Here is a 24,899-nt window from a genome sequence, read left to right as displayed (position 1 = left end):
ATGAAAACCCGCCTCTCCTCGGGTTTTCCCAACAGCCGGATTCGTGGGATAGGGTGAGTGGGAAATGGAAGAAATCCCCTGCTTCTCACACCAATCCCTGCACTGTTCAGCATCCTTGAGATCCAGATCTTTCAGACCAAGGCTTCGCGGGTTCTTCGGAAAATACTGAAATGCCGTAGCCCCGATCTCATATGCCCGCTTGGCTTCTTGAAAAAATCCGCCTCTGGTGCTGACATGTGCCCCGATTCCGCTGTTAGGCCTCATGCTGGCATTCCGGACAGAAGAAAGCCTTCTTGCCCGTAATTTCCACACGCGCTATCGTTCCCCCACAGCGAGGGCAAGTTTCCCCTTCACGATCATACACCCGGCACTGCTCATCAAAACTTCCTGTCTTGGTATCTCCCTGCATCAACGGCATTTCCATATAACCGCCTTCCGATGCAGCTTCCCGCAACACGGATTGTACAGAATGGTACAAACGCGCTGTGAGTTCAGGTGAAGCAGCAATATTTTGCGTTTTGGAGCTTGGTCTCAGACCTGCTGCAAATGCAATCTCATCCGAATAACAATTTCCGATGCCTGCAATAATATGCTGGTTGACCAGTGTAGTTTTGAGTGTACCCCGACGTCCTTTCAACAGGGCAGCAAAACGTTCTGCATTCATGCGCCGATCAAGAGGTTCAGGTCCTAGGTCAGACATGGCCTCTTCTGTTTCTTTTGACGTAAGAAGATGCAGGTATCCTAAACGAAGACCAATAAAGAATAAAATATGTTCTCCAAACTGAATTTCCACTTGAGTGGAACGATCAGGACGTTCATCTTCCGTGCCCCAGAAAATCATTCCGCCCAGCATCAAATGCAGCACAAGCCGCTTACCATTAGCCAGATGAAAAATCAGATGTTTGGCCCGGCGCTCTACAAATATGATACGATTCCCTGTCAGTTCACGGGTGAACACATCCATATCGGTATTAATGGATTTTTCACGGTTAACCACCACACCTGTAATTGGCAAATCGAGTATTTTCTCGGACAGCAAGGTCCGGTAGTTTTCCATTTCCGGTAATTCTGGCATCGTACATCTACCCCTTCTTGGATGCTTGGCCTGTCGTCTGCGACAGCCATTCAATCAGTTTATGCAAATCTTCAAACACATGATCAGGACGAACCTTGGTTGCCTGAATGTGGCTATCCATATTGTCCCGTGTCGTTATTCCGGTAAGAACCAGCAGGGTCTCACATCCCGCTGCTGCTCCTGCCGCAATATCTGTACGCATATTGTCTCCGATTACAGCAACTTCATCAGACTTTAAGTTCAATCGGCTAATGGCCGACTTCATAATAATGCTTGACGGTTTGCCAATTACGGTAGGGTGAACTCCAGTTGCTGCTTCTATCGCTGCCCCGATCGTTCCCGCTCCCGGTGTAAGCCCGTCATCAGAAAAAAGCTGCAAATCCGGATTGGTCATGACAAATTTAGAGCCGCCGTTGATCCAGCGAAGCGCTTTGGTCAATTTAGTGTAGGAAAAATCACGATCAATTCCTTGTATAACGTATTCAGGTTCATCATCCGTTAGTTTAAGGCCTGCAGCTTCTATCGCTTGTAACAGCCCTTCTTCTCCGATACAAGCCACTTTTGCACCCGGAGCCTCTTTAGCCACGTATTCAGCAGCCGCTACCGCAGAAGTGCATACCTGAGATGAATCCGCGGGGATTCCCATCCCGTTGAGATGATCTGCCACGCCTTGCGGTGTACGTGAAGAATTATTAGTCACAAATAAATAAGGCATGCCTTGTTCATTCAATGTCCGAATAAGCTTATCGGCTCCTTCAATACGATGTCTGCCATGATAGAGCGTACCGTCCAGGTCAATCAGATAGGCCTTAATCATATACAGCACTTCCTTTCTTTATTCCATTAACATTTCATGTCCTTAACCATTTGCCTCGAACTTCAATGCTAACCTATGTATACAGTACAAAAAATGGCTTGCTCGTATCTGCACGCAACACGTCGAACCGAATCGAACAAGGACGTCTGGCCTTGCGCGCCTTCTGTACAAGCTTGTCATTTCCTGCGCTTTCCCGGAAAATAATTTGAATCATTTCCCTGTTCATATTGCCCATCCTACACGCTTTCCGGGCAGATTGCAAAAGGGACCTCGGGAGTAATTCCCCCTCAGTCCCGTGCAATTAACGGCCTCTTCTACCTTCGTGTTTGGCCGTACTGTTTCACAACCACCATTAGGATTCACTCTTGCGGTGAACAACTGGAATAAGCTCGTGTTCAATCGCAAGTTTCGTATTCGGGAATATCGACTGCGCCTCTTCCAGAAGTGGCTGCAACTGATCCTCATCTTTGTAGCGAGAGCTAAAGTGGGTCATGATCAGCTGTCCTGCATCTGCCGCTCTCGCCGCCTCAGCCGCTTGCTTCGAAGTACTATGATAGTACTCATGAGCCGTATCGGCCAAATCATGCAGAAACGTAGCTTCGTGTACAAGAACATCCGCATTTATAGCAAGCGGCTGAACATTGTCACACGGGCGCGTATCGCCCAAAATGGTAATCACCATCCCACGCTTGGGTGCTCCCAGCACATCTTCTGGCCGAAGCGAGTCCCCGTTGTCGAGGGTAATGGTTTCTCCGCGCTTCAGACGACCGAACAATGGCCCCGGCTTCAAACCATACTCAGCCATTTTCGCAGGGTCCAGACTGCCTGGACGATCCTTTTCGGTAATCCGATACCCATAACTGTCGATACGGTGTTCCAGCAACGCAGATTCCACAATAAAGCTCTCATCTTCAAAAAGCACTCCGCCTGTATGTTCCACAATGCTTAGATCATAGTTTAGACGTGATTGACTTAGCTCCATGGTTGTCATGATCATTCGTTCAGTTCCTGGCGGACCATAAACCGTTAACGGTGTAGTGCCACCTTGATATGCTCTGCTGGAGAGCAGACCTGGAAGTCCAAATACATGATCTCCATGTAAATGGGTTATAAATATTTTCTCCAATTTGCTCAATTTAAGCGGAGAACTTAAAATCTGATGCTGGGTTCCTTCCCCGCAGTCAAACAACCACAATGCTCTGCGCTCATCCAACATGCGCAGCCCTATGGAAGTTACATTCCGCTGAAGCGTAGGTACACCAGCGTTAGTTCCCAGGAAATATAGTTCCACTCTGGATCGCACCTCTTTCTGCTGCCAGCAAAAAGCCTCCGACAATGCGGAGGGCTTTGCCTGACCTTTTACTTTTATGCCTTATCCACGTTAAAATACTTCGCTTGCGGATGGCTGAATACCATCGCCGATACGGATGCTTCAGGTTCCATCATGAAACCTTCAGTCAGTTCCACACCAATATCCTCAGGCTGTAATAACTTAAACAGTGGCCCTTGGTCTTCCAAATCGGGACATGCCGGATATCCGAATGATACCCTTATTCCCTGATAGCGTGCTCCATGACGTTGCTTCATGGTCATCTGTGCTGAATCTGGGAATCCCCAGATATCTCTCATCATATGATGAACTCGCTCGGCTAATCCCTCTGCTACTTCAAGTGCTACGGATTGCAGAGCATGTGAACGGAGATAATCACCCTTCTCCTTCCAAGCCGTGGATAATTCTCGGACACCGTGTCCGGCAGTTACGACCATGAAACCAACGTAATCCATTTGTCCGGATTCCACCGGCTTCAAGAAGTCGGACAGACACAGGAATGGTTCGACTTTTTGCCGTGGGAACGTAAATGTGTGCAAGATATTGCTTGTATTCTCAGGGTCATAGATGATGACACTGTTACCACTGGACTGAGCCGGGAAGAAACGATACATAGCGTGCGCCTGAATAATCCCGTCACGAACAGCCTCCTGCATAATATCATCCACTACCGCTTTCAGGTCAGTGGCCTTCTGGTCACCCGAAGCAAGCAGCTGCTCTACCGACCCACGCAAACCCAGATGGTGTCCGAGCAACATCTGCATGTTCACATACGGTAATATGTGTGAGAGCGGATAGTTCCGCATAACATGTCGTTCCAGATCCGGTGGAACGAGAACCGGATTGTCTATTGCAATATCCGAACGCTCTACCCGAGTAAGCTCAGGAAGTGATTTAACGGTTTCTGCACCAGCTGCGTCCGCCTCTTTTTCAGCGTCCATCTCCAGTTGCATCACTTCACGCGTGCTTGGGTTCATGAGCTTGTTGGCCAAATCCAGGCCGTCCATCGCATCTTTTGCATATACAACCATTCCGTTATATTCCGGGCGTATACGGTTTTTGGTGAATTTACGTGTCAATGCCGCTCCACCAACCATAATAGGTACATCAATACCAGCAGTTCGCAAGTCCTGAGCTGTAAGAATCATCTGTTGCGCCGATTTTACCAACAGACCGGATAGACCGATTGCATCGACTTTTTCTTCTCTGTACGCCTCGATAATTCGCTCTGGTGGTACTTTTATACCCAAATTAATGATTCGGTAACCGTTATTGGAAAGGATAATCTCCACCAGGTTTTTGCCGATGTCGTGTACATCGCCTTTGACCGTCGCTAGAATAATCTTTCCTTTAACTGACGTCTCGTTCTTCTCCATGAACTGTTCCAAATAAGCTACCGAAGCCTTCATGACTTCCGCGCTCTGTAACACCTCTGCTACGATCAGCTCATTGTTGTTAAACAGTCGCCCTACTTCTTCCATTCCCCGCATCAGCGGGCCATTGATTATTTCAAGGGCTTTATATTTGGTGAGTGCCAGCTCCAGATCGGGCAGCAAGCCTTCCTTGCTTCCTTCAACAACATATGAAGCGAGACGTTCTTCCAACGACAGGTTCGAAATTTTTTCTTTTTTCTCAACCTTTTTGTTACGGAACGCGGCCACAAAAGCAGCCAAAGTTTGGTCATTCGTATTATATAACAGCTCTTCCGAGAGTCTGCGCTCTTCCTCCGGAATGGATGCATAACGCTCAAGCTTCTCTGTGTTAACGATGGCATAATCGAGACCCGCTTTGGTACACTCATACAAAAATACAGAGTTCAGCACTTCACGCCCTGCTTCAGGCAATCCAAATGAAATGTTACTAATCCCCAGTATCGTATGACATTCAGGCATCGCTTCTTTAATGACACGAATACCTTCAATGGTTTCTTTAGCCGAACCGATATATTGTTCATCGCCCGTACCTACCGGAAACACCAAGGTATCAAAAATCAGGTCTTCTGCTTTTAATCCATATTTGTTCACCAGCAAATCGTAAGATCGCTTGGCTACCTCCAGCTTGTCCTCACGACTTATGGCCTGACCGCGTTCATCAATCGTTCCGACAACGACAGCACCGCCGTATTTATGCAACAACGGAGTGACCAGCTCGAACTTTTCCTCGCCGTCCTCAAGGTTAATGGAGTTAATTATTGCTTTACCTTGAGAGTATTGAAGTGCAAGGTCGATGACGGCTGCATCTGTCGTATCGATCATAAGTGGCACCTTTACTTTTTTGACAACAAGTTCAAGGAACTTCTCCATGTCTTCGGCTTCTTCACGGTCCGGGTCCTGAACACAAACGTCGACAACATGTGCCCCATTTTTCACCTGAGCCCGGGCAATTTCCGAAGCTTCCTCATACTTCCCTTCAACAATAAGGCGCTTGAATTTCCGTGATCCAAGTACATTCGTACGTTCCCCAACCATGTATGGGCGATTGTCCTGTTCAACATAGACTGGATCAATTCCCGACAATGCTGGTGGATGTGTTCCATTCATTTCTCTTGGAGGGTACTTGGCAAGTGCATCCCGCATGGCCCGAATATGCGCAGGTGTTGTTCCACAACAGCCACCCGCGATGTTCAACCAGCCCTGCTCGGCAAAAGCACCTATCTTCTGAGCAAGCGAATCAGGGGATTCATGGTAATTACCGTTTTCATCCGGAAGACCTGCATTTGGATAACAACTTACCGCAACTGAAGCCATCCCGGAAAGCGACCGGATATGGTCACGCATGAATTCCGGACCTGTAGCACAGTTTAGTCCCACTGAAATTGGGTTAAGGTGTTCTAAGGATATATAAAAGGACTCAATGTTCTGACCAGCGAGGGTTGTACCCATCGGTTCGATCGTTCCTGAGATCATCAAAGGAAGCTTGATACCGCTTTGCTCAAATGCCTGCTGAATTCCAATGCTACCTGCTTTTACATTAAGCGTATCTTGTGAGGTTTCGAGCAGCAGCGCATCAACGCCTCCCTCAATTAAAGCAAGCGCTTGCTCGAAATAACTGTCGATGAGCTCTTGAAACGTTACTCCACCTGTTACAGACAGCGTTTTGGTTGTAGGTCCCATTGCACCCACCACATAACGCGGAGACTCTGGTGTCGAGAATCGATCCACGGCTGCTTTCGCAATTCTGGCTGCTTCGAGATTGATTTCACGTGCACGGTCCTGAATGTCATATTCAGCAAGTACAACAGAAGTTGCACCAAACGTATTTGTTTCAATTAAATCAGCACCGGCTTCCAGATATTCCTCATGAATGCGCTGGATCAGCTCTGGACGTGTAAGTACAAGCATTTCATTACATCCATCCAGGTCTTCTCCGCCAAAATCTGCGCCTGTGAGATCAACTTGTTGAATCATGGTCCCCATTGCACCGTCGAGGATCAATATTCGTTGTTTTAATGCATCATGTAGGCTAAGCTTATCCAATATCGTCACCTCCGCAAAACGTTAAATCTTAGTTTAACAGAAACTAACTTAATGTGAAAGATCGGGATTAATCAGTCCCATAGCGGGTTTAAGTGAAGGTCAAACGAATTTGCGAATCGACAAAAACAGAGGAATCCGATATAATAGCAATTAAACCAAGTGGAAAAGAGGGAAAGAATATGGCTGAAATTGTAATCCGAAATACGAACGAACGTATCACTGGAGACGAAAATGTTCGAAATTTCTTAAACAAATATGAAGTATTATATGAAAACTGGGACGCTTCCAAATTAAATACTGATCTGCAAAACAATTTTGGACTCACGGATCAACAAAAAGAAGAAGTACTCAAAACATATGACTATGAAATCAGAGACTTGGCTGCGCGTCGCGGGTACCAAATCTGGGACGTAATTACGTTGTCTGAACAAACACCGGATATTGAAGAGAAGCTTGCCAAATTTGAAGAAATTCATACTCATGCTGAAGATGAAATCCGTGCCATTGTAGCTGGCAAAGGAATCTTTGTCATCAAAGCTACAGATGATGTAGGTTACTTTAATGTAGAGTTGTCTCCTGGAGACGTTATTTCGGTTCCTGAGAACACACCACACTTCTTCACCTTGATGGAGAACAAACAAATCATTGCCGTGCGTCTGTTCATTGAAAAAGACGGCTGGATCGCAGATCCGTACCCGGATCCAACGTTTATCAAACAAGCATAATAAAGCGAATTCTATCATTTGCTCAACAAACCCCTGTTCATTTCGAACAGGGGTTTGTGCATATTGGGATAGTATACAACTTTTGAGCTTTATATAAAATAATGCGGATATTTTGCCTTCATCTTCTCTTGTTCCACAACAACAAGTCTGAGATGAGCTTCCATAACCTCAACAGCTCGATCGGTCTCACGTTCTGTGATGAGCCGGTATATTTCTTTATGCTGTGAAATAATAACCTCTGCATCAGAATCTTCAGACAAGCGTAATAAACGAAGGCGATTAAAGGGAATATTGAGCTGCTGCAGCATTTTCCATGTTCTCAGTTTCCCTGTGCCCTGAAACAATATCTGATGAAACTCTTCATCCAGTTCAAAAAGCCGATAGAAATTATTCTTCCCTATACATACTTCCTGCATGGCGATATTGATTTCAAGTCTGAATCTGAATTCTTCTGGAAAAGATGTACACGCCAGAGTGACAATTTCCTTCTCCATCTTCTCTCTCATAAATCGGCCTTCTTCAACATGCTCCAGATTAATATGGGAGACAATGGTTCCACTCTGTGGAATGATATCCAGTAATTCTTCTTCGGCAAGCTTCATGAATGCTTCACGTACCGGCGTTCTGCTTACTTGCAATTCATCTGCAATTTCCTTCTCGGAAATCTTGGTACCAGGCTCAAGTTTAAGGTGCAGAATTCGTTCCTTTATCAGATTGTATGAATAAGCCCGGGTCGAACCTCTAATCTTTTGATTAAGTGACATTCCTTAACCTCTTCCTCTCAGCCATATTCATCCATCTTAGCACAATTTGCCGCTCCACTAAAATTCCCTCAGTGAAACGGCAATCGCCAAATTTCAGTTTACAACTATTGTTGCTTGTTTTCTTTGTATTTCTTATAAGTGTCATTGGAAAGCTGCATATACTGAGGCAAGCCTTGGCTCTCCAACTCTTTCACAAATGCATCAAACTCGGAAAGATTGCGCTCTCCCAAAATGAATTTAAGCGTATTTTGATCCGAAAAATCCTTGAGCGGTGTGCTAAGCAGCGTCACCTGTTCACGATCGATATCCGAGTAAGGAATTGGCGGCTCGGCTGGAACCACTTCTTTGATATCTTTCATGTCTTGCTGGAATTTCAGTTCTTCCTCACTAAACATAGAGTGTAGCAAATCTGTCGTTCCTCCATAGGCAAACACACCACCGGAGAATCCGTAATCGATGCGCAAGTCCTTCGTTCCTTTTGGATTTAATCCGTTATAGTTCACATCTTCGGCCAACTTGCGGACGCCATCCTGTTTGGTGAAGGTTTCACCTTCTACACCCCATTTGGCAAATTCCTGACCTTCATCACTATAGTATAACCAGTCAATAAATTGCATTGTTGCTTTAAAATTTTCGTTGTCTTTAACTTTTCCAGAAATCATGACACCGTTTTCAAGTCTGGAGCCCGACATCAATTGACCTTTTGGACCACCGGGAACCGTAATTTTGGCGATAGAGAAATTCCCTTCTCCCAACGTTTTGTTCATGTCGTTACGATGGAGCACTACTGTTTGTGAGTTACCATTAATAATGAAGGATTTTCCGGAAACAAATTTTTGGATAGCCTGATCATCGTCCTGGGTGAAACTTTCCTTATCCAACAGCCCTTCCGATACAAGCTTGTTAAAGTAAGTTAACATTTCCTTGTATTCTGGTGTGGTCGATGTGTATACAAATTCATCCTTATCTTCTTTATACGTTAAACCATTGCCAAATCCCCACCCAGCTTTTGTTCCAAAACTGGTAGCAGCAATATTCAATGTACTGTTAAATTGGAAACGATCCGAGAACGGAACAGAATCTGGATAGATTTCTTTCAGCTTTTTGGCTGCAACATACAATTCGTCCCATGTCTTTGGAATGGCAATGTTATTTTTCTCAAAAATATCAGTTCTCACAATAAGGGTATAGTCCGGCCAAACCTCTTCATGTAAACCTGGAAGCACATAATATTTTCCATCTTCTTGTCGAAGGCCCTCAAGCTCATCCTGAAGCCCCCATTTCTCTACTTTATCCTTGAAATTGGGCATTAAATCAACATAGTCACTCACTGGTAAAATGGCACCAGAAGATACAAAAGCAGATTCTTCACCCGGATAGGTTTTCGGAATAACCAGCGGGGCATCTCCAGAGCTGATCAGAAGGGATCTTTTCTGGGAATAGTCACTCATTGGAACGATGGTGGGATCAAGGGTGACTCCGGTTTTTTCCGTGATTTTTTGGAAAAGGAGCCAATCCTTCTTGTACGGGTATGCTGGCTGGTCACTGTAAAGAATAGATAGATTAAATGGTTCAGTGGCTTTGAAGGTTTCTCCTACACCATAGGATTCCATAGCCCCCTTGGATTCTGGTTCGACTTTCTCTCCACCAGCTCCGCTGCTACATGCTGCCAAAACGATACTCATCATTGTTGCCAATACCAACTTGCCTACCAGCTTACGTGGTCTCTGTTTCATTCAATTCTCCCCCTGCATGTGGTTTAGATTGGCCTTGCAATCAAGATGTTGAACTATATTCGGTCAGGATTACTGTTTAACAGATCCCAACATAATACCGGTTACAAAGTACCTTTGAACAAATGGATAAATCGTTAAAATAGGCAAAATGGTGAGTACCATGGTGACCGATTTGATATTTGCAGAAATTTGAGTCAGATTATCCGCTGACGCACCAGCCGAAACACCGCCAGTTGCACCTGCAATCATGTTGCGCAAGTAAATCGTAACCGGGAACAGTTCCTTTTTGTCGAGATACAAGAAGGCTGGAAACCAGGAATTCCAGTGTCCCACAGCGTAAAACAGAACCATCGTTGCCATGACAGCTTTACTCAGCGGTAGAATGATCCGTAACAAAATGCCATACGTATTCAAACCGTCGATAGCTGCCGCTTCCTCAAGCTCCTCAGGCATGTTTTCGAAAAATGATTTCATAATTAACATGTTATAAATGCTGATTGCCCCAGGCACAACCAATGCCCACATCGTATTATTGAAGCCCAGAGAGTTAATCAGGACATAGTTAGGAATCAGGCCGCCACTGAAAAACATCGTGAACACTGCGAACATCGTCAAAAATTTTCGTCCCATTAATCTCTTTTTGGATAAGGCATAAGCGAAAATGGTCGTCATGAACATGGAAATCAAAGTACCTACAACGGTATATATAATTGTGTTTTTATAGTTGGTCCAGAACATGCTGTCGCGAGATATGGTCTTGTAGGTTTCTACATTAAACCCTCTCGGGATAATACTTACCTTACCTGAGTTGATATAAGCCTCGCTGCTGAAGGATTGGGCCACAACATTCAGAAACGGGTAGAGCGTGATGAACACCACAAGCAGCAAAAAGATGGCATTGAATACTTTAAATACTTTGTATGATTTTGATTCCAGCATATTGCTCCTCCTTTACCACAAGCTTCGTTGTGTCAATCTGCGTGAAATTGCATTAACCGAGAATACCAGGATCAGTCCAATAATGGATTCAAACAAACCAATGGCGGTAGCATAGCTGAAGTTGCTCGACTGCAAACCTACCCGGTACAGATAAGTAGAAATCACGTCAGATGTCTCGTAGATCAGCGGATTGTAAAGGAGCAAGATTTTCTCAAATCCAACCGCAAGGAAATTACCCATATTCAAAATTAGCAATGTAACAATCGTTGGCAAAATGCCCGGTATGGTTATATGCAGGGTTTGCTTCCAACGGTTTGCACCATCGATCCGGGCAGCCTCATACAAAGAATCATCAATTGTTGTCAATGCAGCCAAATATAGAATGGCTCCCCACCCCATACCTTGCCAAACCTCAGAAGTGATATAGATTGTTCTGAACCATTCCGCTCGCTGCATGAAAGGAATGCTGTCTCCGGTAAAAAATGAAACCATTCCGTTAATGGAGCCATTAACTGCCGTTAATTGCAGTATCATTCCGGCAACGATGACGATGGACAAGAAGTGTGGAAGATAAGATGCGGTCTGCACAAACTTTTTAAAACGTTTGCTTTTCACCTCATTCAGCAGCAATGCAAAGATGATCGGAACTGGGAAGGTGAACAGTAACGCAAGTCCACCGAGCATAAGTGTGTTTCCAAATACTTTCCAAAAGGTTGGGTCTTGGATAAACATCTGAAAATACCTGAATCCAACCCAAGTCTCCCCAAAAATACTGCCTCCCGGTACAAATCGTCTAAAGGCGATGACATTACCGAGCATTGGCCCGTATTTAAAAATAATAAGATAGATAATTGGAAGAATTAACAGTGAGTATAGTTGCCAATCTTTGCGAAGTAGAGCTGCAGCCGTTCTTAACCTACTTTCTTTACGTAAAGATGTCATCGTTAGCGTGGTTTTAGCGGTTTCTGACTCCATATGTTATTTCACTCCGATCCTTAGCTTGATAAAATAAAAGCGTTTTCGATCAATTCTCATCATCTTTTCTTTTTGTAGAAGACAAGTAATCAGATGATCTTCACCCCCACCTGCAGAATAAACAAAACAGATTATGTAAGCGATATCAATTTTAGAAATCACTAGAGGTACGTGTCGGTTAAGATGCTTACCGTCATTTTCTGACTAACCACTTCATGTTGTATTTCCAGAATTAAATGGTTTCCTTCAATTATGTAAAGCGCTTACAAAGGATATGAAAATAATAGCGAATAACTCCCGCTTTCACTTCATTCGAGTAAGTCAACAGATATTCGCTACATTCATTCGCATACTAGTCATACTAGTATGTTAGTTATATTCTAAATCAGCAGTTCTATAATTTCAATAACTTTTAGGAAAAAATTTTATATTACGTTATTACGGTATAGTTCAAGCTTTCCCAAAACAAAAAAACATTGTTAGGTTTCATGGATGAAAAACATCTCATAGAACCTAACAATGTTTGGACACAACACAAAAAATACAAATTAGGATGCACTAATGGAGAATTCAGCAATAATACTTTCCAATTCGGATAAATGCTTGATTTGATGGTCAGGCACATACGATTCGTTATTCACTTTATTCTCACGGTTGATCCAAACAGACTTAATGCCAGCTGACAACGCTCCACGAATGTCAGTCGTCAGCTTATCTCCAACCATCACGCTCTCCTCAGGTTTCACTCCCAGCTTACTCAATGCGTGCTCGAAGATCGAAGGATCAGGTTTTCCTTTACCGAACGTACCAGAGATGATAATTTCGTCAAAAAAAGGAGCTAGTTCAGGAACGCCATTAAGTTTCTCTTGTTGTAAAGCAGGACAGCCGTTTGTTAAAAGCAATAACTTGAACTTCCCTTGTAGGTGACTCAACGTTTCCAGCGTTTCTTCATAGACATGGGGTCTTGATCTCCGTTCTGCCCCAAATTGTGAGGCAAGTCGTTCCGCCAGATCTTCACGATCAACACCAAGCTTTAACAAGCCACGACGCCATGACTCTTTACGATATGCAGGTGCAAGCTGCTCCAACTGGCGAAATTCCGGCTGATCTCCACCCGTGAAGTTAGCCCAAAGGCCTTCAAACGGGTTGATCCCAATCATTTTGGTAAACGAAAAAGTTTCATAAGACTCATACAGATTACGTGCCTCATTACGAACAGCTTCTTCAAGGTCTTCAGGTTTAACACCAGTCTCTTGAGCTGCGATCAGACAAGTCTCATGAAAGGCCTCTCGAACACTGCGCTCATCCCACAGCAAAGTATCATCCAGGTCGAACAAAATCGCTTTTAACGCCATTTCGGTCATCTTCCCCTTTATGCAATAATTACTTTTTCTCGTATGTTTCCACGGTGATCTGATGTGCTTTGGCGAATTTCAAAAGACGTTCAGTAATTGCATCGGTATCATAACGATTGAGCAGTTTGGTAAATACCCATCTCTTACCTCGTGCATTATGCTCAATCACAACTGTGCCTGGCTCAATTCTGAATTTCACGATATCGTCAACTCCAATTGAACGCTCTCGGTTTCCTTTTGTCGTCAAAATCCGATTAGTTCCTATTTTGACATAAGGACGACGGAGCATGAAGATGCCTGCCAAAAATACATACAGCAACATGGTTACCCAGTCCCAGGTGGTCATCGGAGCTTTGACAAGGAACGTGCTCATAAAGAGGTACAGGAATGCTAGTCCGATCAGAAAAATAGGAAACAGAAGGCTGCGTCCTTTGAATACGTCCTCACCTGGTGTACCGGAAACCGGCTGACCGCTTTTTTTACGTTGCTGATTCAACTGCTTAGAATTTTTCCGAACCGTTCTCTCGAACGAACGCGACATGTGAATCCCCCTTAGATGTTCTTTGTATCGGCTTACATAACTGCAAACCAACATTTCCCCCTATAGTTTGCAACCTCTAAATAACAGGAAGAAACCTAAATATCATAATGATATCATTAGGTTTCCTTAATGTTTGAGTTTGCCTTGGTGGCCTTGATCATTCTCATCATCTACAATTTCAATCGTATCCAGCTGCTGTCTGAAATTGCTTCGAATGTTATTCAAATAGATCTCTCTAAGCTTGGCACGTTCAGCGAGCTCTTCCTCTGTCAATCCAGTGGATTTTTGCTTACGGGCCAATTCATTAATACGTGCTACCAGACTATCTATATCCAAGCTTGTCCCCTCCAAAAATACAAAGTCATATTAACTTTGACATGATAAAGGCAGCTTGTCAAGCTGACACGCATTAGCGCGTGAAGATATGCAGTTTATTCTATGAATTGTGGCAGTATTAAGACTTGCCCCACCTTTATTGAAGTTGACTGAAGTTGATTCACTTTCTTAATTGCTTCTATATATACACGTGTATCCATCACTTCCGGTTTATGATCCAATGATATACTCCAAAGCGTATCTCCTTGTGAAACTGCCATCTTACCTCCAGGCAAAACATCGTTCTCATTGCCGGCAAATACAGTTAGCACCGTACTGCATCCAACCAATATAATTAAGAATACGATTATTAATTTTAACACCCAAGTTGGGACATTCCTTTTCGCAAAAACCTTCTTGAAATTCCTTATGTTAGTTTCAACCACTTCTGAATGAACCGGTTCGTAAATGCTTTGATAAGTAGAATATCTCATTAAATATCGACCTCCAAACGTTTGTTCCTATCCGTTGAAATCAATATAACACGAACACTTGTTTTGCACAACAACTTTTTTAGAACAATTGTTCGCTTTTTTTTGGTCGGACCCTACACTACTATCTTTCTTCTATAGTATGGGAACATCATTTGCATCATTTGCATCATTTGCAGTATTTGCATAAACTCAAAGAAAATTTTCATACAAATTCGAAAAAAAACATTGATTTTATGGCATTTTTTTTTAGAACTTATGTTTGTACGAACGGAGGTTCTATGTTATAATTTTCCCAAACGTTACTAAAATGGGGTTGATACGGTATGTCGAAGATATCCAGCAGGCAACAGGCTATTCTGGAGTTTATACGCAATGAAGTCCGGTTGAAGGGGTATCCTCCTTCCGTACGCGAAATTGGTGAAGCTGTTGGATTGGCTTCCAGCTCTACAGTACATGGACATCTGGATCGTTTGGAGAAGAAAGGTCTAATTAGACGTGACCCAACCAAACCAAGAGCCATTGAACTTCTCAGCCAGGAAGAGTCAGAGCATTCACATCAGTTTGCTCACAGCGTCGCTCGCATTCCTGTCGTGGGTAAAGTTACTGCAGGGGTTCCGATCACAGCAACAGAAAATATCGAAGATTACTTCCCTCTTCCTACGCATTATGTAGGCGAACAGAAAGTATTTATGCTTTCGGTCGTGGGAGACAGTATGGTTGAAGCAGGCATTGTTAACGGAGACTATGTTATCGTACGTCAGCAGCAAACTGCAGATAACGGCGATATCGTAGTAGCCATGACTGAAGACGATGAAGCAACGGTAAAAACGTTCTACAAAGAGAAAGATCATATTCGTCTTCAACCGGAAAATTCGACTTTTGAACCGTTGCGTTTGAAACACGTTAGCATCCTGGGCAAAGTCATTGGCCTTTTCCGTGATATTCACTAATATGTATTGAAGTTGTACAGATGTTTCACAATAAGATACTTAAAGAGGTTGTCCCGTTGAACGGGACAACCTCTTTTTTCTCATACTACTTATATTGTTCTACGTTAATCGACTATTCGCTGCGTTTAAGAATGCTCTTATGATGAGAAAACACATCAAAACTCTGTTGGCCATGGTAGGAACCCATTCCACTTTCTCCGACGCCGCCAAACGGGAGATAATGTGATGTCATATGAGACAATGTGTCATTAATACAACCACCACCAAAAGATACTTGATTCAGAACCTGATTCTGCAGATCCTCATCCTGAGTGAAGAGATATAATGCCAGTGGTTTTGGACGGCGAACAATCTCATCTAGCATGGGATTGAGGTCGGCATACTTAAATACAGGAAGGATTGGACCAAAGATCTCTTCTTGCATCACAGGAGATTTCCAATCCACTTCCCCCAGTACTGTTGGTTCAATGAGCAACTGATCACGTTCAGAACGTCCACCGATCATTGCTTTGCCATCTTGGAGCAAAACCGATAAACGATCAAAGTTACGTGCGTTGACAACGTGCGGAAAATCAGCATTTTTCATCACATCGTCTCCAAATTTATCCTGAATTTCTGCACCGATTAATTCCAAGAATTTGTCATGTACGTCCTCGTGTATAAGCAAGTAGTCCGGAGCGACGCAGGTTTGCCCAGCATTCAGGAATTTACCGCGCACAATGCGCTGAGCTGCGAGCTTCAAATCCGCATCCTGGTGAACAATGACCGGACTCTTACCACCTAATTCCAACGTAACTGGAGTCAAATGCTCAGCAGCTGCCTTCATAACAATGCGGCCAACACCTGTACTGCCTGTAAAGAATATATAATCAAACTTTTCTTTCAACAATGCAGTACTCGTCTCGACTTCCCCCTCCATAACTGCCAGATACTCACTAGGAAACATCTCATGAATCAAATCATAAGTCAGACGTGACACGGCTGGGGTTAATTCAGACGGCTTAATAATGGCACAGTTACCCGCAGCAATGGCTCCAATTAGAGGGCCGAAAGCTAATTGGAACGGATAGTTCCATGGTGCAATAATAAGAGCAACTCCATAAGGTTCAGGATAAATTAAGCTTGTACCATCAGGTATAGCAGAATTTGTAGGCACAGGTTTTGGTGTGGCCCATTCCTCCAAATGTTCCAATGCAAAATCCAGTTCACCCAACACGATCCGAATCTCAGAGCCATAAGCCTCTGTTTCAGATTTATTTAGATCCGCACGAAGTGCGTCAAGAATACGTTGCTGATACTTCTCAATTCCCTGTCTTAATTGCTGAAGGGCACGAATACGGTACTCAATAGACTTAGTCTGACCTGTATAAAAAAATGTCCGCTGTGCGGCAACGAGTTGCTTCTCTTGTTCCATATTAACATCTCCAATTAATTGTTCAAAATTTAATTTCTAAAAATATAAATGAATTATAACGCAATTATATGAAACTATCAACATATAGATACTGTAAAAACATTTAAAACAATTAAAACGCACTCTCATTTCAATGATATGATCATATTTTAATTAACTATTCTATTTCTTATTGACCACATAAAAAGCCTTAACACTAATATGCCAAGACTTATTCTACGATTACTAGCTTTCTCTTTACATTCTTATTTCCGTTCCTGTTTTACTCCAACGTGATGTGTCCATGCTTCTAAATGGTGGACACATGTTCTGTCTATATTTTCTCTTCCTGAATTTTTTCTTCATTAATATACACTTTGAGCGAGGGTACTTACTGGCATCTCTTTATGAGAATAGGATTGACAAAAAAAGAGGTCATTGCTATAATCGCCCTCATATCTTAAGGAAGGATGATTCAGATGATCCGTCGTCTAAAAAAACTAAAGAATGTGGCTACCGCATCACGCTTCTAAGTTACTCAGAAATATAACTTAGAAGCGAGGAAATTAAAATGAATATAAACCAATTTAATCACTGGTCTGAAATTAAGTATTTAAACGATATTGTAACCAATCCATTAATCGAAGTCGGCGATTACTCCTATTACTCTGGTTATTACGATAACAATTCTTCTTTTGAAGACGGATGCGTGAGATATTTATGGGGAGATGAAAAATCGAGGAGCTTATTCAATCCAATTGAGGAATTTGGATGGCAATTAGATCGATTAATTATTGGTAATTATGTATGTATAGCAGCCGGTGTCGTCATTCTTATGGGGGGAAATAACAATCATCACGCGGAGTGGATCACTGTTTATCCATTTGCTGATCAAATTAGCCATTCCTTCTCACCCAAAGGAGATACCATTATAGAAAGCGATGCATGGATCGGCATGAATGCAATGATTATGCCGGGTGTTACCATTGGTGAAGGTGCAATTGTTGCAGCAGGCACAGTTGTAACAAAAGATGTCGCCCCTTACACAATCGTTGGTGGCAATCCTGCAAAAGAAGTTAGGAAGCGTTTTTCAGAAGAGGAAATCATGAAATTAAAAGAAATGCGCTGGTTTGATTGGAAGAGAGAATCGATAGAAGCAGCCACTCACTTACTTTCTAGTTCTTCTATTGATGAGTTATACGAGTACTATTTATCAGAAATTAAGGACTGAGATCCTATAGATTTAAAGCTAGGTAGAAATAATATTCTACCTAGCTTTTTTAATTAACGAACAAGCTGATGAACAAAGTTAAGAATTCACGAATGACATATCTGATCACTATTATTTTTTGGGGGCATTTTGTGGGCATTAATTTTCATCGTCAATTTTATACCCCCTCACCCACAAAAAGAAAAACCCCTCAGCGCTAGAGCGCCAAGGGATTCAGCTATTAGTACAACGTGATATATTGATCGCGTTCCCATTGGTGGACTTGTGTACGGTACATATCCCACTCAATTTCTTTCAGCTCATAGAAGTGAGCCAGGGCGTGGTCGCCGAGAGCATCACAGATGACTTCGCTGCGAATCAATTCGTTCAATGCTTCTTTCAGGTCAGCTGGCAAGCTTGGAATGCCTTCTTCCACACGTTCTTCATCTGACATGATGTAGATGTTACGATCAATTGGAGCTGGCAAGGACAGCTCACGTTTGATTCCGTCCAGACCTGCTTTCAATAAAACAGCCAAAGCCAAGTAAGGGTTAGCGGCCGGATCCGGATTACGAACCTCAACACGTGTACTCAGACCACGGGAAGCTGGAATACGGATCATTGGACTACGGTTACTGGCGGACCATGCTACATAACAAGGGGCTTCATAACCTGGTACAAGACGTTTGTATGAGTTCACAGTTGGGTTCGTAATTGCTGCAAACGCACGCGCATGCTTCAAAGTTCCAGCCATGAAGTGACGTGCAGTTTTGCTCAGACCCAGCTCGTCCGACTCGTCTACGAATGCGTTCACTTTGCCTTGGAACAAGGATTGGTTACAGTGCATACCGGAACCGTTCATACCAAACAGCGGTTTCGGCATAAAGGTAGCATGTAGACCATGCTGACGTGCAATCGTTTTAACAACGAGTTTGAACGTTTGGATCTGGTCTGCTGCTTTTAGAGCATCAGCATATTTAAAGTCGATCTCATGCTGACCTGGAGCTACCTCATGGTGGGAAGCTTCGATCTCAAAGCCCATTTCTTCAAGTGTGATAACGATGTCACGACGACAGTTTTCACCAAGATCCGTAGGCGCAAGGTCGAAATATCCACCTTGGTCATTCAGTTCGTTAGTCGGGTTTCCTTTTTCGTCTGTTTTGAACAAGAAGAACTCTGGTTCAGGACCGACGTTGAAGGAAGTGAATCCCATTTCTTCGGCTTCTTTCAGGTTTCGTTTCAAGATGCCACGCGGATCTCCGGGGAACGGATTACCATCCGGAAGATATACGTCGCAAATCAGTCGAGCAACACGGTTCTCGGCTACCCAAGGGAAAATGAGCCAAGAATCAAGATCAGGATAGAGGTACATGTCGGATTCTTCGATACGCACGTAACCTTCAATGGAAGAACCATCAAACATCATTTTATTGTCCAGAGCCTTGGTAAGTTGGCTCACAGGAATCTCAACGTTTTTGATCGCTCCAAGCAGATCGGTAAATTGCAAACGAACGAATCGTACATTTTCTTCTTTTGAGATGCGTAGGATGTCTTCTTTAGTAAAACTCACGGTACCCTCTCCCTTTCTTCTCTGCGTATTTGGCTTGCCTGTTATATTTGTACATTAGAATATTGCATGGGTCAAGGAGTCCTCCTACCTAAAAGCAGGATTTCCCCTGACCTACGAGGTTATACGAACTTATTTTTTATTAAAGAAACGGGAAAGCTCTCCCTGAATGAGAGATACTTGTCCAGGTCTCTTACCTGACACCAATTGTTGTTTCAACAGACGGTGCAGTTGGGAGTCCGAAAGTTCTCTGCGTTTCACTTCCGTATCGGGTGTAATAACAGTCGCTTCTTCTGACTCCTTGGATACAGGATTCATCACTTGTTTAATACCCGCGATGTTAACTCCTTTTTCAATCAGAGCCTTGATTTCCAGCAATCGTTCTACGTCATTGAAAGAGAACAAACGCTGATTACCTGACGTTCTCGCAGGAACAATCAAGCTGTGCTGCTCATAATAACGAATCTGACGCGCGGACAGATCCGTAAGTTTCATTACAATACCTATTGGGAATAAGGCCATATTTCTGCGAATTTCGTCACCCATCATTCATCAACCTTCCAGTCATCTTTTCTTCACTCTATTGTACAGTTAGTTATTACTAAGTGTCAATGATGTGTTAGATAAACTCACAATAATTTGCGTTCTTTCATGGTCTGTAATGCCATCAAAACGCCATATTTAACATGAGAGTATGTTAAACCGCCCTGCATATAGCCAATATAAGGCTCACGGATAGGTGCATCTGCTGACAATTCCAGACTTCCACCCTGTATAAACGTACCTGCCGCCATGATGACAGGGTGCTCGTAACCCGGCATGTCCCACGGTTCAGGAACTACATGGCTATCTACTGCAGCAGCCCGCTGTATTCCTTGCACAAAGGCAATTAAATGCTCGGCCGAACTGAATTGTACAGCCTGAATCAGATCTGTACGCATCTCGTTCCATGCCGGTTTGGTTACAAATCCGGATGCAGCAAACATCGCCGCAGCGAATGTGCTCCCTTTAATGGCCTGTCCTACAATTGTCGGAGCCATGTAAAGTCCTTGGTAGATGCCACGAGTTGTTCCCAACATCGCGCCAACCTCACCGCCAATTCCGGGAGCAGTCAAACGATAGGCAGCCAATTGTACGTACTTTTCCTTCCCGCATATGTATCCACCGGTTTCCGCCAGACCTCCACCGGGATTTTTAATCAGTGAACCTGCCATTAGGTCCACCCCAATTTCAGTTGGTTCACATTCCTCCGTGAATTCACCATAACAGTTATCCACAAAAACGATGACATCTTCCTTGATCGCCTTTACACGTGTAACCATATCAGCGATTTCTTCAATACAGAAGGAAGATCTCCAATCATATCCTCTGGAGCGTTGAATACCAATGACTTTTGTCGCTGCATTGATACTTTTCTCTACCGCCACCCAATCTACTCCGCCATCTTCTAACAGAGCCGTCTCTTGATAGCCAATGCCGAAATCCCGTAACGATCCTGTTCCATCACCAGGCTTGCCAATGACCTTATGCAATGTGTCATAGGGCTTACCCGTAATGTACAATAACTCGTCGCCTGGACGGAGCACACCGAACAAAGCTGTAGCAATAGTATGTGTACCTGATGCAAAATGGGGACGCACCAGTGCCGCCTCTGCACCAAACACATCGGCATAAACTTCATCGAGCACCTCACGCCCTCGATCGTTATAAGCGTACCCCGTTGAACCCGCAAAGTGAAAATCACTGACTTTTCTACGCTGAAAAGCATTAATTACTTTCCATTGGTTATGATCGGTGATCCGGTCAATCTGTTGCAATTGCCCTTCAATCTGACGTTCAACCTGTCGTTGAAGTTCAATAATCTCTGAATCAAAGCTTACCATCTTGCTTCATTCCCCTTCATAGCACGAATCTGACGTCAAACATCAATTATCGTGTCAACTTATCATACAAATATGTCATCGATGTTACAGTTGTATGAAATCTTCAAGTAAATAACCGAATTTCTCATATTCGCCCTTTTGCAGTTCTACTTCATAAATTACATCATTATCTTCAAATGTGGTCTCAACAACATCGCCTATTTTGTAAAGTACAGATGTAAGATCGCCACGCTCAGCCGGAATACGGAACCGTTTGGTAGCGCCAGTCAATTCAGCCTGGATAAGCTCACGAATTTTCAGCAAGTCATCTGGATCCAGAGCGCTCACTTTGATATGTTCTTTATCCAAAGGAAGCATTTCAAGCTGCTCCGGTGTACAAGCATCCTTTTTGTTATACAATACCAATTGGGGCTTGTCCCCTGAACCCAGTTGCTGCAAAATCGTGTGTACAGTTCTCATCTGGTCTTCACGCATTGCAGATGATGCATCGACCACATGTAATATAAGGTCCGCTTCATTCACTTCCTCCAGCGTTGCACGGAAAGCCGCAATCAGATCATGAGGAAGGTTTTGTATAAACCCAACCGTATCTGTGAGTACGATTTCTTTACCACTTGGCAGTTCCATCGTCCGTGAGGTTGGATCCAGTGTGGCAAACAGCTGGTCTTGAATATACACATCTGCCGCCGTTAATTGTTTAAGCAAGGTGGATTTACCCGCATTCGTATAACCTACAAGGGCTACCTGAACGATCCCCGTCTTTTTACGACGTTCCCGGTGCAGCTTGCGATGACGTGTCACTTCTTCCAAATGACGCTTCAAGTCATCTATGCGGCCACGAATATGTCGACGATCCGTCTCCAGTTTACTTTCACCTGGACCCCGCGTTCCAATTCCGCCACCAAGTCTGGACAAATTCTTCCCGTGACCCGACAAACGTGGTAACAAATAGCTTAACTGAGCCAACTCAACCTGGATAATACCTTCTCTTGTGTTGGCGCGCTGCGCAAAGATATCCAGGATCAGCTGGGTGCGGTCAATAATTTTGAGATCCAACGCTTCTTCCAGGTTACGAACTTGAGCACCGGACAGCTCCTGGTCAAAAATAGCTGTTGTTGCTCCCATTTCCTCAGCCACTGCACGAAGTTCTTCCACTTTTCCCTTACCAATGAACCATTTGGTGTCCCGGGTTTTCAGGTTCTGTGACAATACACTCAGCACTTCCACGCCTGCCGTCTCGGCGAGTTTTACCAACTCCTCAAGGGAGTACTCCGGGTTAATACCCGAACGTTTGACCTCATCGGTAACCAGACTCACCAACACGGCGCGATCCTTCTTCACCATATCTGTATCATGTGTGCCATTTGTCATCGTGTATATTCACTCCTTCTATTACGTTTCCGCATATATTCTGTGCCACCATGGTTCCATGGCATGCTTTAAGCCGAACCGGTTAACCCGGCCGGCTGCTTCAAAAATTATATTATCGCTTACTTTTGCTCAAACTTCAAATCCTCTGTGCGGATGGTCATCAGCTCCAGTTTTCCCGGATTCCCCTGGGTATACTGTTCCAATAGTCGAACTGCCTGATGGCGAATCGATCGTTCAATGGCATTTCGGACATATCGGGCGTTGCTGAACGCATGAAGAGATTCATTTTTTTCCTGAAGCAGATGCTGCTTTAATTTGAGTATGGTCTGTGGCATGAGAATATAGTCACGTTCCTTGGCCATAATCTCGGAGATCTGAATCAATTGATCAATGCTATAGTCTGGAAATTCAACCTGGATCGGAAAACGGGAAGGTAATCCGGGATTCGTCTGCAGAAAAAAATCAATCTCTTCCGAGTATCCTGCCAAGATGAGGATAAATTGATTCTTATTATCTTCCATTGACTTCACAAGTGTGTCGATAGCTTCCTTCCCAAAATCCTTCTCGCCACCGCGAGCCAGACTGTACGCCTCGTCAATAAACAAGATTCCGCCCAATGCCTTCTTAACCAAATCCCTCGTTTTCTGTGCCGTATGCCCGATGTATTCCCCGACCAAGTCTGCACGTTCCACTTCAATTAAATGACCCTTACTAAGAACCCCCATCTTCTGAAACAGCTTCGCGACGATACGTGCTACCGTTGTTTTTCCAGTTCCCGGATTGCCTTTGAAAATCATATGATACACGTGCGCCCCACTTATCAGTCCTGCTTCGGTACGCATCTGGGCAATCTGTAAGAAAGCATAGATTTCAAATACCAAATCCTTGATATTTTCAAGCCCAACCAGCTGCTCCAATTCACCTTGAATCTCCTGAAAGTGCGCATGCTTGGCTAAGCCTTTTGCTGCCTGTATTGCCGTCTCTTCTTCTTTGACCAGCATCTGAGGTTCCTGGTTACGCAAAACAACATTAATTTGTCTGGATGGTCTGCCTCCCGGTTGCCCTCCTGCAGCCATGACCCGTCCGTTCATTCGCCATCACCTCTATTTTATCGGGCTGAACTCTCCTGATTATTAATGTATTCTATCAGGTGCTCTAATATTAGAAGGATGGCGAAGAATTCTAAGACTTTTCCATGACTCAAATCTGAATATTTTTTCTGAACTCCCCATTCTCAAACAGGGATTGTCTATGCTTCAAAGACAGTTGGAAATAAGGAAACACATGTGCATCAATGGCATGCAATAATTCCTTTGCTGTCCGGTTAGCCAGATCATAATCCCCCGTCGTAATGTGCTTACGAGAAAGAGCATCTTCAAGCTCATCTTCGTCCAGCAAAAATATTTCTCCATCCTTCAGGACCACGACATCCAGATACAGATCATCAAACCACGGAACACCCTGATCGGTTATGCCCTGGCTGCGGCATGTATCAATGTACCATTCAACGATCCGCTCCTGATCGTCAAACATGGCCGTAACAACAAAGTGCTCGCCTTTGGGATAATACTGCAACCATGAATAACCTTTATCCGCAATGCAGAAGGTACTTCCTCCATAGGTTTTCCATAAAGGCTCTTTCAAATCTTGTATCGTATACAACGTAATGTAACCAGTAAAAATTTTGGATTGAACGAACCGGCATGTAAATTGTCGGTTCGTAATCCGGCGCCAGTTCGCGCGGTCCCCGAATTTCCGTTTCATACGAACCCCTCTTTGCCGACCACAGGTCCGTGACCTGCTGATATTGGTGAACAGCGAATAGCGTCCGCATTACCGATTCTACAAGTCACTGAATCGGCTTTGCACAACGTATTACGAATAGTTACAGCTTACCATATTTAAGTTATACACTCAAAATCAAGCTTTGCCTCATCTGTTGGAGGGCTCTGGTTCCATTCCAAACATTACACAAACCAAAAA

23 protein-coding genes and 1 pseudogene are annotated in these 24,899 nt (G+C 43.8%); 3 read left to right on the top strand and 21 right to left on the bottom strand.

Annotated features, from left to right (window positions below; genetic code table 11):
- The 6 genes and pseudogenes from AMS66_RS33660 to metH all read right to left on the bottom strand — a co-directional run.
- Window positions 1-264, bottom strand: a pseudogene (locus AMS66_RS33660) (deoxyribonuclease IV); the annotation flags it as partial.
- Window positions 254-1,075 carry an Fpg/Nei family DNA glycosylase gene (locus AMS66_RS11315; protein ID WP_053780882.1) on the bottom strand — a complete coding sequence of 274 codons (822 nt, stop codon included), beginning with the start codon at window positions 1,073-1,075 and terminating at the stop codon, window positions 254-256. The gene AMS66_RS11315 and the pseudogene AMS66_RS33660, both read right to left, overlap by 11 nt.
- Window positions 1,076-1,082: 7 nt before the next feature.
- Window positions 1,083-1,892, bottom strand: a complete 810-nt coding sequence (locus AMS66_RS11310; protein WP_053780881.1) for a TIGR01457 family HAD-type hydrolase — start codon at window positions 1,890-1,892, stop codon at window positions 1,083-1,085.
- Window positions 1,893-1,965: 73 nt separating this feature from the next.
- Window positions 1,966-2,118, bottom strand: a complete 153-nt coding sequence (locus AMS66_RS32705) for a hypothetical protein (RefSeq protein ID WP_160319683.1) — start codon at window positions 2,116-2,118, stop codon at window positions 1,966-1,968.
- Between the two features lie 126 nt (window positions 2,119-2,244).
- Complete coding sequence (rnz, locus tag AMS66_RS11305) at window positions 2,245-3,183, bottom strand: ribonuclease Z (RefSeq protein WP_053780880.1); 939 nt, start codon at window positions 3,181-3,183, stop codon at window positions 2,245-2,247.
- 74 nt (window positions 3,184-3,257) lie between these two features.
- Window positions 3,258-6,698, bottom strand: a complete 3,441-nt coding sequence (gene metH, locus AMS66_RS11300; protein ID WP_053780879.1) for a methionine synthase — start codon at window positions 6,696-6,698, stop codon at window positions 3,258-3,260.
- Between the two features lie 179 nt (window positions 6,699-6,877).
- On the opposite strand from metH, the gene AMS66_RS11295 reads away from it, so the two are divergent.
- A complete protein-coding gene (locus AMS66_RS11295) occupies window positions 6,878-7,423 on the top strand; it encodes a cupin domain-containing protein (protein ID WP_053780878.1) in 546 nt (181 codons plus the stop codon).
- Window positions 7,424-7,512: 89 nt separating this feature from the next.
- Here the strand turns inward: AMS66_RS11295 and AMS66_RS11290 are convergent, their stop codons facing one another.
- The 8 genes from AMS66_RS11290 to AMS66_RS11255 all read right to left on the bottom strand — a co-directional run bounded on the left by AMS66_RS11290 (window position 7,513) and on the right by AMS66_RS11255 (window position 14,542).
- Window positions 7,513-8,187: a GntR family transcriptional regulator gene (locus AMS66_RS11290; protein ID WP_053780877.1), complete on the bottom strand. Its 675-nt coding sequence runs from the start codon at window positions 8,185-8,187 to the stop codon at window positions 7,513-7,515.
- Between the two features lie 104 nt (window positions 8,188-8,291).
- Window positions 8,292-9,923 carry an ABC transporter substrate-binding protein gene (locus AMS66_RS11285; protein WP_053780876.1) on the bottom strand — a complete coding sequence of 544 codons (1,632 nt, stop codon included), beginning with the start codon at window positions 9,921-9,923 and terminating at the stop codon, window positions 8,292-8,294.
- A 69-nt stretch (window positions 9,924-9,992) separates the two neighbouring features.
- The gene (locus AMS66_RS11280; protein WP_053780875.1) at window positions 9,993-10,862 is read right to left on the bottom strand and encodes a carbohydrate ABC transporter permease; all 870 of its coding nucleotides are present in this window, start codon (window positions 10,860-10,862) and stop codon (window positions 9,993-9,995) included.
- 12 nt (window positions 10,863-10,874) lie between these two features.
- On the bottom strand, window positions 10,875-11,804 hold the full coding sequence (locus tag AMS66_RS11275) for an ABC transporter permease (RefSeq protein ID WP_371129169.1): 930 nt from the start codon (window positions 11,802-11,804) through the stop codon (window positions 10,875-10,877).
- Between the two features lie 581 nt (window positions 11,805-12,385).
- Window positions 12,386-13,192 carry an HAD family hydrolase gene (locus tag AMS66_RS11270; protein WP_053780873.1) on the bottom strand — a complete coding sequence of 269 codons (807 nt, stop codon included), beginning with the start codon at window positions 13,190-13,192 and terminating at the stop codon, window positions 12,386-12,388.
- A 28-nt stretch (window positions 13,193-13,220) separates the two neighbouring features.
- Entirely contained in the window at window positions 13,221-13,733 is a 513-nt protein-coding gene (locus AMS66_RS11265; RefSeq protein WP_053780872.1) for a hypothetical protein, read from the bottom strand.
- 126 nt (window positions 13,734-13,859) lie between these two features.
- On the bottom strand, window positions 13,860-14,069 hold the full coding sequence (locus tag AMS66_RS11260) for a DUF896 domain-containing protein (protein ID WP_024630398.1): 210 nt from the start codon (window positions 14,067-14,069) through the stop codon (window positions 13,860-13,862).
- A gap of 95 nt (window positions 14,070-14,164) precedes the next feature.
- On the bottom strand, window positions 14,165-14,542 hold the full coding sequence (locus tag AMS66_RS11255; protein ID WP_053780871.1) for a LysM peptidoglycan-binding domain-containing protein: 378 nt from the start codon (window positions 14,540-14,542) through the stop codon (window positions 14,165-14,167).
- A 323-nt stretch (window positions 14,543-14,865) separates the two neighbouring features.
- Between AMS66_RS11255 and lexA the strand changes: the two genes are divergently transcribed.
- The gene (gene lexA, locus AMS66_RS11250; RefSeq protein ID WP_024630400.1) at window positions 14,866-15,492 is read left to right on the top strand and encodes a transcriptional repressor LexA; all 627 of its coding nucleotides are present in this window, start codon (window positions 14,866-14,868) and stop codon (window positions 15,490-15,492) included.
- 112 nt (window positions 15,493-15,604) lie between these two features.
- On the opposite strand, the gene AMS66_RS11245 is transcribed toward lexA, so the two are convergent.
- Window positions 15,605-16,906: an aldehyde dehydrogenase gene (locus AMS66_RS11245; protein ID WP_053780870.1), complete on the bottom strand. Its 1,302-nt coding sequence runs from the start codon at window positions 16,904-16,906 to the stop codon at window positions 15,605-15,607.
- A 550-nt stretch (window positions 16,907-17,456) separates the two neighbouring features.
- Between AMS66_RS11245 and AMS66_RS11240 the strand changes: the two genes are divergently transcribed.
- Window positions 17,457-18,116, top strand: coding sequence for a CatB-related O-acetyltransferase (locus tag AMS66_RS11240; protein WP_053780869.1), 660 nt, complete (start codon window positions 17,457-17,459; stop codon window positions 18,114-18,116).
- A gap of 220 nt (window positions 18,117-18,336) precedes the next feature.
- Here the strand turns inward: AMS66_RS11240 and glnA are convergent, their stop codons facing one another.
- The 6 genes from glnA to AMS66_RS11210 form a co-directional block, all read right to left on the bottom strand.
- Window positions 18,337-19,665, bottom strand: coding sequence for a type I glutamate--ammonia ligase (gene glnA, locus AMS66_RS11235; RefSeq protein ID WP_053780868.1), 1,329 nt, complete (start codon window positions 19,663-19,665; stop codon window positions 18,337-18,339).
- 129 nt (window positions 19,666-19,794) lie between these two features.
- Window positions 19,795-20,208, bottom strand: coding sequence for a MerR family transcriptional regulator (locus AMS66_RS11230; protein WP_024630466.1), 414 nt, complete (start codon window positions 20,206-20,208; stop codon window positions 19,795-19,797).
- An 83-nt stretch (window positions 20,209-20,291) separates the two neighbouring features.
- Window positions 20,292-21,545, bottom strand: coding sequence for a methionine gamma-lyase family protein (locus tag AMS66_RS11225; protein WP_053780867.1), 1,254 nt, complete (start codon window positions 21,543-21,545; stop codon window positions 20,292-20,294).
- 84 nt (window positions 21,546-21,629) lie between these two features.
- Window positions 21,630-22,916, bottom strand: a complete 1,287-nt coding sequence (gene hflX, locus AMS66_RS11220; protein ID WP_053780866.1) for a GTPase HflX — start codon at window positions 22,914-22,916, stop codon at window positions 21,630-21,632.
- Between the two features lie 119 nt (window positions 22,917-23,035).
- Window positions 23,036-24,007, bottom strand: coding sequence for an AAA family ATPase (locus AMS66_RS11215; protein ID WP_024630469.1), 972 nt, complete (start codon window positions 24,005-24,007; stop codon window positions 23,036-23,038).
- Between the two features lie 109 nt (window positions 24,008-24,116).
- On the bottom strand, window positions 24,117-24,680 hold the full coding sequence (locus AMS66_RS11210) for a DUF402 domain-containing protein (protein ID WP_053780865.1): 564 nt from the start codon (window positions 24,678-24,680) through the stop codon (window positions 24,117-24,119).
- Window positions 24,681-24,899: the final 219 nt, after the last annotated feature.

The sequence above is a fragment of the Paenibacillus xylanivorans genome, assembly GCF_001280595.1.
Taxonomy (GTDB): domain Bacteria; phylum Bacillota; class Bacilli; order Paenibacillales; family Paenibacillaceae; genus Paenibacillus; species Paenibacillus xylanivorans.
The sequence above is the reverse complement of the archived record's forward strand: the minus strand, read 5'-3'. Positions and strand labels throughout refer to the sequence as shown.